This is a genomic window from Rhizobium freirei PRF 81, from assembly GCF_000359745.1.
GTDB classification, from domain to species: Bacteria; Pseudomonadota; Alphaproteobacteria; order Rhizobiales; family Rhizobiaceae; genus Rhizobium; species Rhizobium freirei.
Genome location: NZ_AQHN01000055.1, coordinates 356497 through 373627, shown reverse-complemented (window position 1 = coordinate 373627; position 17131 = coordinate 356497). Strand labels below are relative to the sequence as shown.

Genomic DNA, 17131 nt, shown 5'->3' with positions numbered 1-17131 from the left:
AGACGCCACAAGGGCGATCCATGCGGGTGCCGAAATAACCATTCATGTGGAGCCGGGGGGCAGGGAAGCCCGTGGGATCTGCGTCAAAATGATCAAGGAGACCTGAGATGCCAAAAACCGATGTGTCCGGCCTGTCGATGCTTGGCAGCCAAACGGAAACGGCTGCCAACCCCGAATCCGCCGTTCTGGAAAAAGTGCCGGCGGGCCATGCCGGCACGGACTATGTCGTGCGCTTCACCGCGCCTGAATTCACCTCGCTTTGCCCGATGACGGGACAGCCGGATTTTGCCCATATCGTCATCGACTATGTCCCGAACGAATGGCTGGTGGAATCGAAGTCGCTGAAGCTCTTCCTTCATTCCTTCCGCAATCATGGTGCCTTCCACGAGGATTGCTCGATCTACATCGCCAAGCGTCTGGTGGAGCTGCTGGAGCCGAAGTGGCTGCGCATCGGCGCCTACTGGTATCCGCGCGGCGGCATCCCGATCGATGTTTTCTGGCAGACCGGCAAGCCGCCGGAAGGCGTCTGGCTGCCGGATCAGGGCGTTCAGCCCTATCGCGGCCGAGGCTGAATGAAAAAGCCGCCATCCGAGGATGGCGGCTTTTTGCAAGGTCTATAGCGGTTTCGGCTCAGGCAAACGAGCTGTCGTCGTCGCTGTTGTCGAACGAATCGTCATTGGCGTCGTCCTCAGCGTCCTGGGCAGCATCCTGGGCGTAATCGGCCGCGCTCTGATCATTCTGATCGCTATTATCGCCGTTGCCGAAATAGTTGTTGTTGATGATGGTTTCCTGCACCGGCTGTTCGGCTGCGTTGGCTGCCGTGCCTCCGAAGAGGCCGCTGCCGGCATTGCCGCCAAAGAGACCGCCGCCTGTGCCGCCGAGATGCGGGCTGAAGAGGCTGGAGAGCGATTCCGCCAGCATCACGCCGCCGGCCACGCCGGCTGCAGTGCCGAGCGCGCCGCGCAGGAAGCTGCCGCCGGCGGAAGGAGCCGCGGCCTGTTGGGTCCAGGGGCCGGATGGCTGTGGTTGCGGCTGGCCGCCCCATGGGCCGGGCTGCTGTTGCGGGGCATTGCGGGCATAATCGTCATAGAGGCGACCCTGCTGCTGCGGGCTGGCGGCCTGCGGCGCGGGCGAACGCTGCTGTTGCTGGCCGCCGCCGAAGAGCGAGCCTATTCCGCCGAGGAAACCGCCGCTCTGGCCCTGCGGCTGATTGGCTTGGGCGTTCTGCTGCTCGAGTTCGTGCACACGCGCTTCGAGCTGCTGGATGCGATCGGCCGCAGCCTTCATGCCCTGTTCCTGCATGATGACGGCCTGCGCCAGGAAATAGGGCGCATAGGGCTGGTCGCGAACCGACTGGTTGATGAAGGTCTCTGCATCGGCGTCGCGCTGGGTACTGGAAGCGGTGCGCACGCGATCGAAGAGAGAGGCGAGCAATTGACGTTCTTCAGGCGACATGATGGCCTCCTTGGCAATCTGTTGCTGCAAATTCGGGGCGCGATTCCTCTCGCGCTGACCTGACGTAGGATCCAATCTCGGCTTTTCAAAGCCTTTCAAGTTACATTTCGGTAATCCGCAACCATAACACCATGTTGTCAGCCGCTATTCCCGCCTTGTCTTTTTCCAGCATTGTTTTACGCATTGAGTCGCACTATGTGCGGTGAACGACGCATCATGCTGGAGAGTTGAATGAACGACGAAGACGAACAGGAAGACAAGAAGACCGAGCTGCCTTTGGGCAAGGACGCGGAGGCGAATCTTTTCAAGTCGCGTTCGATCTTCATCTATGGCGGCATCACCCAGGAGCTGGCGCAGAAGGTGTGCTCGCAGCTCGTAGCGCTTGCCGCCGCCAGCGACGACGATATCCGCATCTATGTGAATTCGCCTGGCGGCCATGTCGAATCCGGCGATTCCATTCACGACATGATCAAGTTCATCAAGCCGAAGGTTTGGATGATCGGCACGGGCTGGGTCGCTTCCGCCGGCGCGCTGATCTATGTCGCCGCTCCGAAGGAGCGCCGCATCTGCCTGCCGAACACGCGCTTCCTGCTGCACCAACCGTCCGGCGGCACGCGCGGCATGGCCTCCGATATCGAAATCCAGGCCCGCGAAATCATCAAGATGAACGAGCGCCTGAACAAGATCTTCTCGGAAGCCACCGGCCAGCCCGTCGAGCGCATCGCGAAGGATACGGACCGCGACTATTGGCTCTCCGCCGAGGAAGCCAAGTCCTACGGCCTCGTCTCGCGCATCGTGACCTCGCAGGCGGATATCTGACCTAGCGGGTTTTGCCGATTGCTTCGAGCGCCTTCGCTTGCCAGACGGCAGGCGGGGGCGTTTTGCTTTTTGAGGTTTTCGATCCGGATCGGCTTTGATCGGAAGAAATAAGCTGGCGACGGAAAAATCCGTCGCCAGCCTTCGCCACTCGAGAGGGTGCAACGTTTCCGGAGGTGGCGAACTCGAAAGATTGCCGCTGCTCTAGAGGGATGTCCGAGGCCGGTTGCAGGTACGATCTGGCTTGCCGACCGTCACACCGAAATGGCCCCCGGAACGCCGCCGCAGTGCCGATTCAGGCGTCCATGGAGCCGTATGAGCGAGGCGCATCTGCCTCTCCTTCTTCCTGATCTCGATTGCGGGTCACGGTGCCGGCGCAGAGTGGCGCGACGCAGAGCAATAGGGCCAGCAACCAGAAGGCGCCGGGCAGGCCCAGATGATCCGCGGCGAAGCCAACGCCGGCCGGGCCGACCAGGACGCCTGCATAGCCGGTCATGGTGATCGCCGCGACCGCCAGGCCAGCCGGCATGACTTTCTGCGCGCCGCCCTTGCGGAAAAGAACCGGGACGATGTTGGAGGCGCCGAGGCCGATCAGCAGGAAGCCGCTCATGGCAATTATCGCGATCGGGCTGAGGAGAAGGATGGCAAAACCCGCTATCGCGACCACGCCGCCCCATAGCATGATCGCCTTGTCTCCGAACCTGGCGGTGACGGCATCGCCGCCCAGGCGACCCATTGTCATCGCGACCGCGAACAGCATGTAGCCGAGACCGCCATGGCTTGCATCGACCCTCCCTTGAGTGGTGAGGAGCAGGGCGCTCCAGTCGAGGATGGCGCCTTCGACGAGGAAGGTGATGGCGGCAAGAGCCGCAAGCAGCAGCACGAAGCCGCGGGGCATGACAAAGAGCGGCGCATCCTCCGCTTGGACGGTGCGCAGCAGCCGCGGCCAAGCGGCGACCATGGCGACGATCATCACGGCCGAACATAGCAGCGTGGCGACGAGCGGACCGGCCTTGGCGGACAGGAGGAGCGTGACGACCAGGGAGCCGATGAAGCCGCCGATGCTGAACAGCGCATGGAAGCCGGACATCAACGGTCGGTCCGCGCCTTTTTCGACTTCGACGGCGTGAATGTTCATGGCAACATCCAGCGATCCCAGGCAGGCGCCGAAAGCCGCGAGCGCGATACCGAGGGTGAAGGGCGTGCTGGCCACGGTTAAGGTCGGCAAGATGAGCGCAAGGCCCAAGCCGCCCGCGATGATGATCGGCTTGCTGCCGTAGCGCGCGCTCAACATGCCGGTGGCAAGCATTGCAGCGACGGAACCGAGCCCCAGGCAAAGCAGCAGCATACCGAGCACGCCGTCATCGACGCCAAGACGATCCTTGGCGAATGGGACGAGCGGCGCCCAGCAGGCGAGGGCAAAACCCGCGACCAGAAAGGCAAGGCGTGTTGCCAGCCGGGTTTCCGGCCGATCGGTGGATTGCATGATGGTTCCTCGTCTTTCGAGATTAGGAGGATGGAGTGACGTCGCGCAGCCGCAGGAGCGAGAAACCAGCTTCGATGGCCGCCTTCTCGTCATCGCCAGGCAGGTCATCCTCGACAACAAGCCAGTCGATATCCGCAGCGCCGCCGATCCGGTGCGGCGCGCGTTCGTGAAATTTCTCGGATGTGATCAGCGCGATGCGTGCTGCGCTTCTTCTAAGAAGCGTCCGTTTGAAGATCGCATCTGCATGTTCGTACACGCTGATGCCGCCTCTTGCCGAAATGGCGCAGACGCCCAGAAAGCAGCGGCCGATGTTCATGGCTTCGACGGCGGCAACCGCGGAAGCATCGACGCTGCCGCCGACAATGGGATTGACCGCCCCGCCGATCAGCACGAGCGGAATATCGCCGCGCTTCATGACCGCGGCGGCTATGTCGATGGAATTCGTCGCGATCATCGCTTCCAGGTTCTTCGGCAGCAGTTCCACGATCTCAAGGTTCGTGCTGCCGCTGTCGAGAAACAGAAACTCCCCTGGTTCGATCATCGCAACGGCCGCGCGCGCCAAAGCCCGTTTGCGCTCGGATTCCTGTCCGATCCGTGCGGACATGGGTTGCGAGGGCGTCAGGAGAGGCAGTGCGCCGCCGTAGACGCGCCGGCATTTGCCTTCTGCGGCCAGCGCCCGCAGATCGCGGCGCACGGCGTCCTCGGAAACATTGAACTCCACGGCAAGCGATGCGGCGACGATCTGCCGTCCCTCTGCAAGCCGTGCCTCGATGACATCTCGGCGGGATAATGGAAGTGAATTGCTCATAAACTTTCATTATCGTGTGTAAACAAGAGAGTCAATTTACATGTTTATGCACGATTAGAGCCGATGACGATGCATATGGCGATCGACTTGATCGCCGCTGCCGCCACTTTGCCTCGAAACTGCACTTGCACGCCCGACGCTTGTAATGCTCCATGCGGGTTCAATCGCTCTTCCTATGAGTCTCCGTCGCCATGCTCAAAGACTTCTCCGTCCAAAGCCTCTTCATGGGGTGCCTCACGGCCTTTGTCGGCTTTGCCAGCTCCTTTGCAGTCGTCTTTCATGGTCTGCAGGTTGTCGGCGCGACGGACGCGCAAGCAGCATCGGGCCTGATGGCGCTTTCTGTTGCGATGGGTCTTTGCGCCATTGTGCTCAGCGTGGTGACCAGATTGCCGATCAGCATTGCCTGGTCGACGCCCGGAGCGGCGTTACTCGCAAGCGGTGGAGCGATCGAGGGTGGTTTTCCGGCGGCGGTCGGCGCGTTCCTCATCTGCGGTATATTGATCGTCATCGCCGGGCTCTTTCGCCCGTTCGGCCGTGCCGTTGCCGCCATCCCGGCGCCGCTGGCCAATGCCATGCTCGCCGGCGTTCTGCTCGGTCTTTGCTTCGCGCCGGTGAAGGCGATCGCCTTCAATCCGGCTTTCGGCCTGCCGATCATTCTTGCCTGGATCGTCGTCGGCGCGTTCAAGAGGCTCTGGGCTGTGCCGGCCGCCCTTGCTGCCTTTGCTCTCGTTCTGGCCTTCGGCGTGAAAATACCGGACGGCGCACTTGGCTCGATCGAGCATTCGCTGTTGCCGACGGTCGAATTCGTAAAGCCGGTCTTTACGCTTGCCGGCATCGTGTCCATCGCGCTGCCGCTGTTCATCGTGACGATGGCCTCGCAGAACATACCGGGCATCGTCGTGCTCAAGGTGCATCACTACGATCCGAAGCCGGGGCCGCTGTTTGCCGTGACCGGCCTATTCTCGCTTCTCGCCGCTCCTTTCGGCGGTCATGCCGTCAATCTTGCCGCCATTACCGCCGCCATGTGCGCCGGGCAGGATGCACATGCCGATCCCAAACGGCGCTATTGGGCGGCGATCACCGCCGGCATCGGCTACGTCATTCTGGGCCTGCTTGCGAGCGCCGTCACGGCTTTCGTCGCGCTTGCGCCGCCGATTCTGATCGAGGCCGTCGCCGGTCTGGCGCTTGTCGGTGCGCTGTCGAATTCGGCGCTGAATGCGTTTCAGCAGCCGGAATCGCGAGAGGCTGCCGCGATCACGTTTCTTGTGACGGCATCGGGCGTTTCCTTCGGCGGGATTTCCGGCGCCTTCTGGGGGCTGATCGCGGGCGGGCTGATGTTGGCGCTGTCGCGCGGCGTGCAGATGCTGAAGACGTGACCAAGGGGTTGCTTCTTTTCGATCCGGCGGCTATAAGCGCGGCCATGAAGTTGACTGGCGCAAAGATTTCCGAACAGATTGCACGTGGGCGCGTAGCCTTGCGTGACAATACGCGCGCCCTTACCTCGCTTCTTCTCCTCGGCCTTACGCGCGGTTGCCGGGTCCGTTGAGGAGCGCCCGGCGGCCGAAAAGCCCGCTGGCCATCGCTCCTCGTGACTTACCCTAAAATCGACAGCATACCCGCAAAGGGTCCGCATTTATCATCGCCAAGCCGCATGCGATCGGCTAAGACGCGGGATAAAATGACGGGAAAGGAAGAGACGAGACCATGGACGCGAACAGCCATTCCCCCAAAGGCATGCCCGAAGCGACGGTAAAATACCGCGCTTATCCGCAGATCAACATTCCCGACCGGACCTGGCCGTCCAAGGTCATCACCAAGGCGCCGATCTGGTGCTCGGTCGACCTGCGCGACGGCAATCAGGCGCTCGTCGATCCAATGGGTCACGACCGCAAGGCGCGCATGTTCCAGTTGCTGCTGGATATGGGCTTCAAGGAAATCGAGATCGGCTTCCCCTCGGCCTCCCAGACCGACTTCGACTTCGCCCGCTGGTGCATCGAGCAGGGCAATGTGCCTGCCGACGTATCGTTGCAGGTTCTGGTGCAGTGCCGTCCGGAATTGATCACCCGCACCTTCGAGGCGCTGAAAGGCGCCAACAAGCCGATCGTGCATTTCTACAATTCCACCAGCGAATTGCAGCGCCGCGTGGTGTTTGCCAAGGACGTGCACGGCATCAAGCAGATCGCTGTCGATGCAGCCAAGATGATCAGCGACATGGCGGCCAAGGCTGGCGGCGGCTACCGCTTCGAATATTCGCCGGAAAGCTTTACCGGCACTGAGCTGGATGTGGCTCTGGAAATCTGCAACGCGGTCATCGACGTCATGAAGCCGACGCCGGACAACAAGCTGATCATCAACCTGCCGTCCACCGTGGAAATGGCGACGCCGAACATCTATGCCGACCAGATCGAGTGGATGTGCCGCAACCTCGACAATCGCGAAAATCTGATCATCTCCCTGCATCCGCACAATGACCGCGGCACGGGCATCGCAGCCGCCGAGCTGGCGCTGATGGCCGGTGCCGACCGCGTCGAAGGCACCTTGTTCGGCAATGGCGAGCGCACAGGCAATGTCGATGTCGTCACCATGGCGTTGAACATGTTCACGCAAGGGGTCGATCCGGAGCTGGATTGCTCGAACATCGAGCGCATGAAGGAAGTCTTCGAATATTCCAACCAGATGGCGATCGGCGAGCGTCACCCTTACGTCGGCGAGCTGGTCTACACCGCCTTCTCCGGTTCGCATCAGGATGCGATCAACAAGGGCATGAAGGCGGCGAAGGTCGCCAACGATCCGGTTTGGGAAGTGCCCTATCTGCCGATCGACCCGCAGGATGTCGGCCGCACTTATGAGGCGATCATCCGCATCAACTCGCAGTCGGGCAAGGGCGGCATCGCTTACATCATGCAGCAGGACTACGGGCTGAACCTGCCGCGCAATCTCCAGGTGGAATATCGCGAGGAGATCCAGCGCATTACCGACGAGGAAGGCAAGGAATTGCCGTCCAAGCGCATCTACGAGCATTTCATCGAGCGTTATGTCACCCAGCCCGGAGGCCGGATTCGCTTTATCGATCATCACACTTTCGCCGATCCCGAACACAAGGGTCAGCGTATCGTTGCGGCCGAGATTTCCGACAATGGCGAGGCGAAACGCATCGAAGGCCGTGGCAATGGCCCGATCGACGGCTTCATCAACGCGCTTTCGATCTATCTCGGCGTTTCGATGTCCGTCGAGGACTATTCCGAGCACTCGCTGCAGCATGGCTCCAACGCGGCGGCGATTTCGTATGTCGAGGTTTCCTATCCGGACGGCAAGCTCTTCGGTGCCGGCATCAATACGAACATTGTCGCCGCTTCCCTTGAGGCGATCGTTTCGGCCGCAAACCGCGTGCTCGATATCAAGGCTGCTAAGGGCTGAAATCCAATCCACTAAATTCAGTGAAAATCGATCCCCTCGATATCGTCGGGGGGATTTTTCGTTCTGCTTATGGCGAGCAGTTTGGTAGGCGGGGTAGCCGTTTCACAATGACTTGCGATAGACGACAAATCCGGAGCGCTCCGCGATCTTGTCGTAAACGCGCATTGCCTTGGCGTTCGTTTCATGCGTCTGCCAGTAGACGCGATGCGAGCCAGCCTGCCGGGCCTGTGCATAAACGGCTTCAATCAATGCCGATCCGATGCCCGTTCCCCGCGCCGTTTCGTCGGTGAACAGATCCTGCAAGTAGCAGCTTGGCTCGACGGCTATGGTGCTGCGGTGGAAGAGATAATGCGACAGCCCGAGCAGCCGGCCATTTCTTTCGGCCACGAGTGCGTGCATGGGTTCATAGGCATCGAAGAAGCGCTGCCACGTCATCTGCGTGATATTGGCCGGAAGGGCTGTTGCCTCGAAGCGCCCGTAAAACCTGTTGTAGCCTTCCCATAGGATAAGCCACTGCTCATGGTCTTGCGGTGTCACGAATCGGATCAGAAAATCGTCGGCCATTGCATTTTAGTCCATGTAGAGAAGAATCGCGGCCAGCGCTGAAGCTGGCCGTCGCCGAAGGACGGAGACACCGTCCTCGCTGCATTCATGGCTTCTGATTGGCAAGCTCATCGCGCTGCTTCGTCAGGCGCTCAAGCTCTTCCTCTTGCTCGGAGATGCGCTCCGACGTCCGTTCTTCGTCGGCCGCGCCGGAGAAGGCGGTGGCCTGTTCGATCAGTTCGCGAAGATTTTCCCTGATCACCGCTATGCGTCTGTCGATTTCCGGAATGGTGAGCAGAACGTCGGACATATTGAAACTCCAGCGAGGATATCAATCCAGTGCGATTATCGCATAGCATTATCCATCGGCCGGCGGGTCGCCGCAAGCCGTAAAGCGAGCGGCGCTCTATCAGATTTCGGCTGATACTCTGTTGGCGATCTGGTCGAGCATAGCATCCGAGGATGGGCCGACAACGGCATAGGTCGCGCCGTCGCGGTACCAGGAGACGATGCTGACATCGTCCTTGATGGTTTCGTCGAAATTGTTGCTGTTCGCCACGCCGTCTGTCTTGGTGAAACAAATGGCGACGACGTCCCCGTCGAGATTCTTGTAGATTAGCTGACCCACAGGCTTGCCGCTGGCGATGAACATGCGGGCGCCCTGGAAGACGAGGCCGTCGGCGGCAAGATCCGGAAAATTGAACTTCACGCCGACCGTGCTCGACAGCCACTTGCTGATCTCATCCTGTTCGCTGGCCTGCAACTCGACCATGTGGCGCGATTGCCGCGAATAGACGCGATGATACGCCGCGATATCATCCAGCCAATTGCGCATCGCGATCTGCGCCTGGGTAGGGGGGCTGGCTGCAGGCACCTGGGCCGGCTGCATGCCGAAAAGGTAGCCGATACCGCCACCGAGCACGAACAAAATCAGCGCCGCGGCAAGCGACTGCCGGCCTGTCGGCGCAAGCTTGAATGACGGTCGCGCGAGCCGGGGAGAAGGGTCGCGCGTCTTTGGAGCCTGAGCGCTCTTGATGGATCGCACGAGCGCCAGGGGCACCGGCTCTTTCAACACTTCGTCGAGAGCCTTGCGGCCGACATCGGAGCCATGTCTCAATTCATCGAGAATCCGCCGGGCCTCGGGATCGGAGGCGACCAGCTTTTCCAGCTCTTCCTTTTCGTCACGGCTCATTTCGCCGTCCATGAGGGCGGACAAGCGAACTTCGAGCGGCATTTTCTTCATGTCCTGCAATGCTTAAAACCTTCGAGACGAACGGTTATGGCCTTGGGAGGCGAGGTAAAGACGAGCGCTGGAGAGCCGTGAGGCCAATGCCGACTGGGGAATGCCGAGAATCTCGGCCGCCTGCTTGTAATTATGCCCTTCGACATCGACCAGCAGGAAGACACTGGCAAATCCTTCGGGCAAAGATGTGACCAAGCGATGGGCTTCTCCAGCTTCCACAGGATTTGGGTGCAGGCTGGCTGCAGGCTCGCCCTGCTCGAGAGCGTTGCCCTTGGAGGGGCGCAGCTTGTGACGCCGGGCTTCATCGACCCATTGATTCCGAGCCATCGTATAGAGCCAGCTTTCCAGCTTGCCGGTGCCGTTCCAGAGGTGGAACTTGGCTATGCCGCGCTGACAGACGCCTTGGACGAGCTCATCGGCTTCGGTGAGGTCGCCGGTCAGAGTCACTGCGAAGCGCCGCAGCTTCGGAAGAAGCCCGACCAGGTCGCGTCTGATATCGATGGCTGCTGCTACCGGCGTGTGCATGGTCGTTCCAAAGAGGCGTTGGAGGTTGTGGCGTCGACGACGTCTTCCCGCAAATGTGGGCCTTCCCCTTGGAAAGGGCGATGCGAACGGAATGATCGTCCTGTGTTGGTATGAACCATTTTTGTGCCGCTTCGCAAGTCTTCAAAAGCACCCGCGTGGTTGCCTGTTATCGAGCTGGCGATGCGCCGGGATGCCATCGGATCACTCCTCAATAAACGACACGACCCTTGAGCGATTGCAGCAGCGAGCGATAGGCCCAGGTGTTTTCGCCGCCACGATCGCGGATTTCGACGAGTTGCACGCGTGCGCCCTGAACGTCGCCCTGTTCGAGCAGCGCCTGTCCCATGTATGAGCGCGCAAGAATGTAGTTCGCATCGTGCTGCAGAGCCTTGCGATAGTAGCTCATGCCGAGCTCCATGCGGCCGGCCTTGCGATTGGAATAGCCGAGATAATTGAGGATGCGCGGATCGTTCTGGTTCCTGGCCAGCTTCAGAACGGTGATGGCATTCTCATACTGGCCGGCATAGGCGAATTCGCGCGCGGCCTGGAAAAGCTGGTTGTCGTTGAAGCCGCTTTCGTTCGGCTTCACGCATTCCTTCTTGTCCTTGTCCCACACCTTGCCGCCGGTGCATTCGGTCGTCGTTTTACTCTTCTGCGGTGGGGCCGTTTCATCGCTTTCCGAGCCGGCAGCAAGAACCTGCAGGCTGGTGGCGAGCAAAAATCCGGCAGCGATCGTCGCTATTGCGGAGCTCTTTATCGAGACCTTGAGACCCATGTTATCCTCCGGGATTCCGAGGTTGCAATTGTAGCTCGGCATCTTAGAAAACGCCACTGATACGACGAGGTCTATGGCCGCAAAACGTGGGTCAAGGCGCAAGAATATCAACGCCGTCCGCATCCACGCCGTCGCCAGCGATGTTGAGGCTATAGCGTTCGGCCTTCAACTCCCAGGCGCCGGCTCGGCCGGCGATCGTGAAAAGATTGTAGGCTGCGGGCGGCTTCAAGCCACCGACGTTCTGGGAGGCCGATGCGATACCGACAACCGGCACCGGGCCGGCGTGGCCGTGCAGCCAGTGCAAAGTATTAAGATGGGTATGGCCGTGAAGAACCAGTTCGGCCCCGCCGGTCGAGACGGCCGCCGCAAAGCGGCGAATGCCGATCATGCGCTTGTAGAAGCTGGTTGCGCCGCGGATGGGCGGATGATGGATCATGACGATGCGAAAGAGCCCGGCGTCCCCGGCAGCACGAAGCATGTTCACCGTCTCGCGCGCCTGGCGGGCGGAATAAAAGCCGCTGGCGGCAAAAGGCGGCGTGGCGACGGCGGTCGAGCATCCGATGAGCGCGACCTGATCGCGAATGCGAAGATACGGGAAGACACGCTGATCCTCCCGCCACTCGGCAGGGGCGCGGTCGCCTCTGACATAGGGATACCAGGCGCGCATGGCCTTCTCGTAGGCGCCGGGCACATAGGCATCGTGATTGCCGGGAACGACCGAAGTGTTCAGGGGATCGCCGACCAGCTTCAGCCATGTTGCCGCCGTCTCGATCTCGATGCCGCTCGCAAGGTTGACGAGATCGCCCGTTACGGCGAGATGGTCGGCCTGCTTCGCCTTGATATCGTCGAGAAGCAGGTCAAGCGTATTGCCAAAAAGATGCTTGCGCCGGTTCCTGTGCCAGTTCACAAATCCGGTAATGCGTTTGGAGGCGAGCTCTCTGATCGAAAGGCGCGGCAGCGGGCCGAGGTGAATATCGGAAATATGCGCTAGCTTGAACATGGGATGAGACATAGCCCAGTCTATCGTCAAAACAAATAGATCGCCCGTTTGATTGCAGGGCGAGGGATGAAGGTTCGTGCATGAGTGAGAAGGTTGGCCGGAGCGAAAAGACGAGCGCATGGGCATGGCTCTTCGGCCGAGCATTGCATGTATATTTCGTGATGACGCGCAGCATGACGCTTGGCGTGCGCGCGGCGTGCTTCGACAGCGAAGGGCGGATCTTTCTGGTACGGCATTCCTATATCGCCGGCTGGCACATGCCCGGCGGCGGTGTCGAGCGCCACGAAACGGTGGCGCAGGCGCTTGAGAAGGAGTTGCGCGAGGAAGGCAATCTGGTGATCTCAGGCGAGCCGCAGCTCTTCCACGTTTATTTCAACAACCGCATCAGCAAACGCGATCATGTCGTCTTCTACCGTGTCGAGGTAACGCAGACCGCGCCGCGCATGGCGGATCGTGAAATCGTCGAAACCGGGTTCTTTCCGCGCAACGCACTTCCTCCGGGTACAACGCAGGCGACATATCGCAGGCTGGAGGAGCTGGAAGGGGCTGAGCGCCCCTCCAGCTACTGGTAGCCGCCCGCCGGTGGCGGGAGACTTGTGCTCTCCAATCAGGCCGCTTTCGCGAGCTGCTCCCGGCCATGCGGACGATCGAAATCCAGCTCGGGGCCGACGGGAACGATGCCGGTCGGATTGATCGTCTTATGGCTGCGATAATAGTGATTCTTGATGTGATCGAGATTCACGGTCTCCGCCACGCCGGCAACCTGATAGAGGTCTCTCAGATATGCCGTTAGGTTCGGATAGTCGGCGATGCGGCGGATGTTGCATTTGAAATGGCCGACATAGACGGCGTCGAAACGCACGAGCGTGGTGAACAGCCGCCAATCGGCTTCGGTCAGACCTTCTCCGAACAGGTAGCGTTGCGTCGACAGCCTGGTGTCGAGCATATCGAGGGTTTCAAAGAGGTGGCGGACACTGTCCTCGTAGGCGTCTTGCGCCGTCGCGAAGCCCGCTTTGTAGACGCCGTTGTTGACCCTGTCGTAGACGAGTTCGTTCAGGGCATCGATATCGGCGCGCAGATCGGCGGGATAGAAATCCTCCCTGGAGCCGGTCAATGCGTCGAATGCGCTGTTGAACATGCGGATGATTTCGGCCGACTCGTTGTTGACGATCGTTCCCGTCTGCTTGTCCCAGAGAACGGGGACGGTCACCCGGCCGGAATAGTGCGGGTCGGCCCTGACGTAGATTTCCCACAGCGCCTTGGCGCCGAAAAGGGGATCGATCGTTCCGCCGTCTTTCCCTTTGAATTCCCAGCCGTTTTCCAGCATCAGGGGATCGACGATCGAGACCGGGATCAGATCTTCCAGTTTCTTCAGCTTGCGGACGATCAGCGTTCGGTGTGCCCAGGGGCAGGCGAGCGAAACATAGAGGTGGTAACGTCCGGCCTGAGCCTTGAAGCCGCCCGTTCCGGTTGGGCCGGCTGCGCCGTCAGGCGTGATCCAGTTGCGGAACTGCGACGCGGCGCGCTTGAAATGGCCTTTCGTCTTTTCGGTGTCGTACCAGACGTCGTGCCAGACGCCGTCAACCAACATGCCCATCGTTCTGTCCTTTCGGAATGAGATTTGAGAGGGAAGATACGGCATGGCCGTCAAATTTCGAGATGATAAACGCTGAACACTGCGTAGCTGGCGTGATCGTCGGATGCATCCACTGATTTTGTCCTTGGATTTTGTGCTGCCGTCATCATGCGGACATCATCTTGCATCAACAGATGGCAGCATGCATTTTGCATTGGACGCGCCGGATATTTCCTGCTATCGGGCTTGTCATATTTTGAGGACCACTTGACATGAAAGTTACCAGAAGCCTGCGACGACGCCGATGATCCCGAACGCTCGACGAGCGCCTTCGAGAACAATTCCGTCTGTCTATTCGGTTTCCTTGGTCTAATGTACAAGCACGATCTGATCTACCTCACTGAGGATGCGTCGCACGACGCTGTCATCGAACTCATCAACGAAGAAGCATTCGGCCCGGGTCGGTTTACGCGTGCCGCGGCGCGGATTCGCGAGCAAGGCCCGCATGACCGCTCGCTGTCCTTCATCTGCGCCGACGACGGCGAGACGATCGCCTCGGTACGGATGACGCCGGTTCTTGCCGGCATGGTCAAAGGGCACTTGCTCGGACCGCTTGCCGTGCGGCCCTCGCATAAGAACAGGGGTATCGGTCGCGAGCTTGTGCGGATCGCCGTCGAGGCAGCCAAGCGCAGCGGTTCCGAAGCCGTCATCCTCGTAGGCGACCCGCCATACTACTGCCCGCTCGGCTTCGAAACGGTTGCTTACAACGCCCTGGCTTTCCCAGGCCCGGTCGATCCGAACCGCGTCCTGGTCGTGCCGATTGCCGCCGACACGCATGCGCGGCTGCAGGGTTCTATCGCCTGGCGCGATGATTATGCCTCGGCTATCGCGGACGAAGACGAAGATCTCGACGACATGATGCAGCGGACGGCGATTGCCGTCTAAGCCCTGCGATCTATGGAAAAAACGTTGCCGCGCCGCGATCAGCGAGGCGACAGTTTCTTTTGCAGGAAGAAGCGGGTGCGGCCGACGGGGAAGTTCGGCAATTCACCGAAGATCGCATAACCCTGCCGCTGATAGGCGCGCAGCGCCTGCGGATTGAACGTATCGATCCAGGCACCGAAACAGCCGCGGGCTGCCGCTTCGGCTTCCGCCGCCTCGAGCAGCTTGCCCGCCGTGCCCTGGCCGCGCAAGGTTTCCGGCACGAACAGCCATTGCGTGAACAGCCATCCCCACGCCGTGTAGCCGGAAATGCCGCCGATGGTCTTGCCGTTCTCGTCACGGATCAGCACCGCCAGCGATCGCCTCTCAGATGGGCCGATATCGGCGGCATTGAAGGCTGTCAGGCCTTCGCCGATCGCCGCAAGATCGGCTTCCGAGGGGGCGTCGGTTATATCGAATTGCGTCATCATATTCACCGTCCTTCACGCCACCATGTGGCCGAGAAGGCAAAGAGGAGTACGGCAAGACCGGCAAAGCCAGCGAACAGGGGCAGACTATTGATCCCCTTCAGCACGGTTTCGTCGGTCATGCGGATGGTCAGTCGCTGGCCGTCCGCGACGCGCACGGCGCCGCGAACGGGCAGGATCTGCGGAACCGTGACGCCGCCATTTGCGCCTGCGACGCGGGTGACGAGGCCCTTGGTTTTCTGCGCCAGGGGCTTCAGCGTTTCGGTGGTCGAGATCATCGCCTTGAACTCGGGGGCATCGATGGCGCCGATATGCACCAGTGTCGAAAGATTGCCATCGGCGATCTGGAAGAGCCCGATCTCGTCCATGTGCTTCTGAGCCTGGAAGAGACCGGGCTGTGTTTGTTTCAGGGGCAATGTCAGCGTCTTGCCGGAGGGTGACTTGATTGTCGCCGGGCCGGGATCGTCGCCAATGGTCTGGCGTGTCACCTGCAGCGTGCGGCCGGCGGCATTTGCCGTCAGGGCCTCTTCTTCCAGAGCCGGCTCCTTCAGCAGCCAATGGGCAATGCGCCGGTAGAGCGAGACATGCGGGCCGCCGCCCTCGAAGCCGCGCGCCCAGAGCCAGCCTTCGTCCGAGAGCAGCATGGCGACGCGGCCACGGCCGACGCGGTTCAGCACTAGCAATGGACTGTTGTCGGCACCGACCATGACCGTCTGTCCCTGCGGCTTTTCGACATCGACGCTGCGGAACCAGCGGCCCCAATGCGGCGGCTCCACGTCGGATCCGTCGAGGCCGCGCGTCACCGGATGCTTGCGGCCCTGCTCCGACAGGCGCGGATAGAAGGGCTTCTCGATCATCTGCCCGGTCGGCTCTGCGGGGAGAACCGAGGCGAGCGGCGTCAAGGCGATGGAATTGCCGGCGGCATGTTCGGGGCCGGCCGCCACGAGCAATGCGCCGCCGTTTTCGACATATTGCGCCATGTAATCGTAATAGATCGTCGGCAGGACATTCTGGCGGTCCTGGTAACGGTCGAAAATGATCAGGTCGAAAGAGTTGATCTTGTCGACGAAGAGTTCGCGCGTCGGAAAGGCGATCAGCGACAATTCGTTGATCGGCGTCCCGTCCTGCTTGTCCGGCGGACGCAGAATGGTGAAATGCACGAGATCGACCGACGCGTCCGATTTCAGCAGATTGCGCCAGGCGCGCTCACCCGAATGCGGCTCGCCGGAAACGAGCAGGACGCGCATGTTCTGGCGAATGCCTTCGATCAGCTGGACCGTGCGATTGTTGACGGGCGTCACTTCGCCGGGGAGTTCAGCGACGGAAAATTCGAGGACGTTGTTGCCGGCGCGCGGCACTTTGAAGCTGAAAGGCGTATCCTGGCCGGGCGTCGCCTGCAGCGTGGCGATCTCGTCGCCATTCATCTTGACGGTGACGTCCGCAACACTGCCGGGGCTTTTGCCGTCATCGACGACATGGAAGACGAGCTGCTGTTCGTCGTTGACGATGCCGAAGCGGGGGGCACGCACGATTTCGATGCGGCGATCGAACTCATCGGGCTTGCCGGTGATCAGTCCGTGGACGGGCGCGTCGAAACCGAGCTGCTGGTTGACGCCTGGGATATCGTGGATCTGGCCGTCGGTGAGGAAAATCGCGCCGCCGATCCGAGCCGGCGGTACGTCCGCGATTGCGGAGGAGAGGGCGGAAAAAAGCCGCGTCGATGGCGAGTCGGATTCCGCGGGATCGCGTGCCTCGACGATACGGGGCTCTATGCGCGGGAATTGCGCCAGCCGGTCCTTCAGCATGGCCAAAGCATCGTTCGTCATCTTGGTGCGTTCCGGCGTGTCCTGACTGAGGCTGCGGTCGACGACGACGGGGACGATGGTGGTGAGCTGATCGCGATCTTCCTGCAGCAGCACGGGATTGGCGAGGGCGGCCAGGAGAGCGATGCCGGCGAGCGCACGGATCCAGCTGCCGCGCAGGCGCCGATAGATGGCTATGGCCGCGATGACAAGGGTCAGCACCGCGAGGGCTGATAGTACGGGCCAGGGAAGGAATGGGGCAAAACCGATATTCAT

General features: G+C 60.8%; 18 protein-coding genes. 6 read left to right on the top strand and 12 right to left on the bottom strand.

Features of this window, described 5'->3' with window-relative positions:
- The first annotated feature begins 107 nt into the window (after positions 1–107).
- Entirely contained in the window at positions 108–572 is a 465-nt protein-coding gene (gene queF / locus RHSP_RS11455; RefSeq protein WP_004116611.1) for a preQ(1) synthase, read from the top strand.
- 58 nt (positions 573–630) lie between these two features.
- On the opposite strand, the gene RHSP_RS11450 is transcribed toward queF, so the two are convergent.
- Positions 631–1455 carry a DUF2076 domain-containing protein gene (locus RHSP_RS11450; RefSeq protein WP_004116609.1) on the bottom strand — a complete coding sequence of 275 codons (825 nt, stop codon included), beginning with the start codon at positions 1453–1455 and terminating at the stop codon, positions 631–633.
- A gap of 231 nt (positions 1456–1686) precedes the next feature.
- Between RHSP_RS11450 and RHSP_RS11445 the strand changes: the two genes are divergently transcribed.
- Complete coding sequence (locus tag RHSP_RS11445) at positions 1687–2274, top strand: ATP-dependent Clp protease proteolytic subunit (RefSeq protein ID WP_004116607.1); 588 nt, start codon at positions 1687–1689, stop codon at positions 2272–2274.
- Between the two features lie 292 nt (positions 2275–2566).
- Here the strand turns inward: RHSP_RS11445 and RHSP_RS11440 are convergent, their stop codons facing one another.
- Together RHSP_RS11440 and RHSP_RS11435 are read right to left on the bottom strand one after the other, a co-directional pair.
- The gene (locus RHSP_RS11440; protein ID WP_004116605.1) at positions 2567–3757 is read right to left on the bottom strand and encodes an MFS transporter; all 1191 of its coding nucleotides are present in this window, start codon (positions 3755–3757) and stop codon (positions 2567–2569) included.
- Positions 3758–3779: 22 nt separating this feature from the next.
- Complete coding sequence (locus RHSP_RS11435) at positions 3780–4565, bottom strand: DeoR/GlpR family DNA-binding transcription regulator (protein WP_004116603.1); 786 nt, start codon at positions 4563–4565, stop codon at positions 3780–3782.
- A gap of 191 nt (positions 4566–4756) precedes the next feature.
- On the opposite strand from RHSP_RS11435, the gene RHSP_RS11430 reads away from it, so the two are divergent.
- Positions 4757–5941: a benzoate/H(+) symporter BenE family transporter gene (locus RHSP_RS11430; protein ID WP_037151260.1), complete on the top strand. Its 1185-nt coding sequence runs from the start codon at positions 4757–4759 to the stop codon at positions 5939–5941.
- Positions 5942–6269: 328 nt separating this feature from the next.
- Positions 6270–7982: a 2-isopropylmalate synthase gene (gene leuA / locus RHSP_RS11425; protein ID WP_004116599.1), complete on the top strand. Its 1713-nt coding sequence runs from the start codon at positions 6270–6272 to the stop codon at positions 7980–7982.
- 102 nt (positions 7983–8084) lie between these two features.
- Here leuA and RHSP_RS11420 read toward each other — a convergent pair whose 3' ends face one another.
- From RHSP_RS11420 to RHSP_RS11395, 6 genes are all read right to left on the bottom strand, one after another.
- Positions 8085–8546 (bottom strand): GNAT family N-acetyltransferase, encoded by a 462-nt coding sequence (locus RHSP_RS11420; protein ID WP_004116595.1) that lies wholly within the window; start codon positions 8544–8546, stop codon positions 8085–8087.
- An 85-nt stretch (positions 8547–8631) separates the two neighbouring features.
- Entirely contained in the window at positions 8632–8835 is a 204-nt protein-coding gene (locus tag RHSP_RS11415) for a hypothetical protein (RefSeq protein ID WP_037151257.1), read from the bottom strand.
- Between the two features lie 99 nt (positions 8836–8934).
- Positions 8935–9759, bottom strand: a complete 825-nt coding sequence (locus RHSP_RS11410; protein WP_004116588.1) for an anti-sigma factor family protein — start codon at positions 9757–9759, stop codon at positions 8935–8937.
- 21 nt (positions 9760–9780) lie between these two features.
- Entirely contained in the window at positions 9781–10293 is a 513-nt protein-coding gene (locus RHSP_RS11405; RefSeq protein ID WP_004116586.1) for an RNA polymerase sigma factor, read from the bottom strand.
- Between the two features lie 208 nt (positions 10294–10501).
- Positions 10502–11068 (bottom strand): hypothetical protein, encoded by a 567-nt coding sequence (locus RHSP_RS11400; protein WP_004116585.1) that lies wholly within the window; start codon positions 11066–11068, stop codon positions 10502–10504.
- Positions 11069–11159: 91 nt separating this feature from the next.
- On the bottom strand, positions 11160–12098 hold the full coding sequence (locus RHSP_RS11395; protein ID WP_004116583.1) for a metallophosphoesterase family protein: 939 nt from the start codon (positions 12096–12098) through the stop codon (positions 11160–11162).
- Positions 12099–12148: 50 nt separating this feature from the next.
- On the opposite strand from RHSP_RS11395, the gene RHSP_RS11390 reads away from it, so the two are divergent.
- Entirely contained in the window at positions 12149–12640 is a 492-nt protein-coding gene (locus RHSP_RS11390; RefSeq protein WP_004116578.1) for an NUDIX domain-containing protein, read from the top strand.
- Between the two features lie 35 nt (positions 12641–12675).
- On the opposite strand, the gene RHSP_RS11385 is transcribed toward RHSP_RS11390, so the two are convergent.
- Positions 12676–13665, bottom strand: a complete 990-nt coding sequence (locus RHSP_RS11385) for a glutathione S-transferase family protein (protein ID WP_037151250.1) — start codon at positions 13663–13665, stop codon at positions 12676–12678.
- 351 nt (positions 13666–14016) lie between these two features.
- Here RHSP_RS11385 and RHSP_RS11380 point away from each other — a divergent pair, with 351 nt between their 5' ends.
- Positions 14017–14589, top strand: a complete 573-nt coding sequence (locus RHSP_RS11380) for a GNAT family N-acetyltransferase (RefSeq protein ID WP_004116572.1) — start codon at positions 14017–14019, stop codon at positions 14587–14589.
- 38 nt (positions 14590–14627) lie between these two features.
- Here RHSP_RS11380 and RHSP_RS11375 read toward each other — a convergent pair whose 3' ends face one another.
- Together RHSP_RS11375 and RHSP_RS11370 are read right to left on the bottom strand one after the other, a co-directional pair.
- Complete coding sequence (locus RHSP_RS11375) at positions 14628–15053, bottom strand: GNAT family N-acetyltransferase (protein WP_037151398.1); 426 nt, start codon at positions 15051–15053, stop codon at positions 14628–14630.
- A gap of 5 nt (positions 15054–15058) precedes the next feature.
- Positions 15059–17131: a hypothetical protein gene (locus RHSP_RS11370; protein ID WP_004116567.1), complete on the bottom strand. Its 2073-nt coding sequence runs from the start codon at positions 17129–17131 to the stop codon at positions 15059–15061.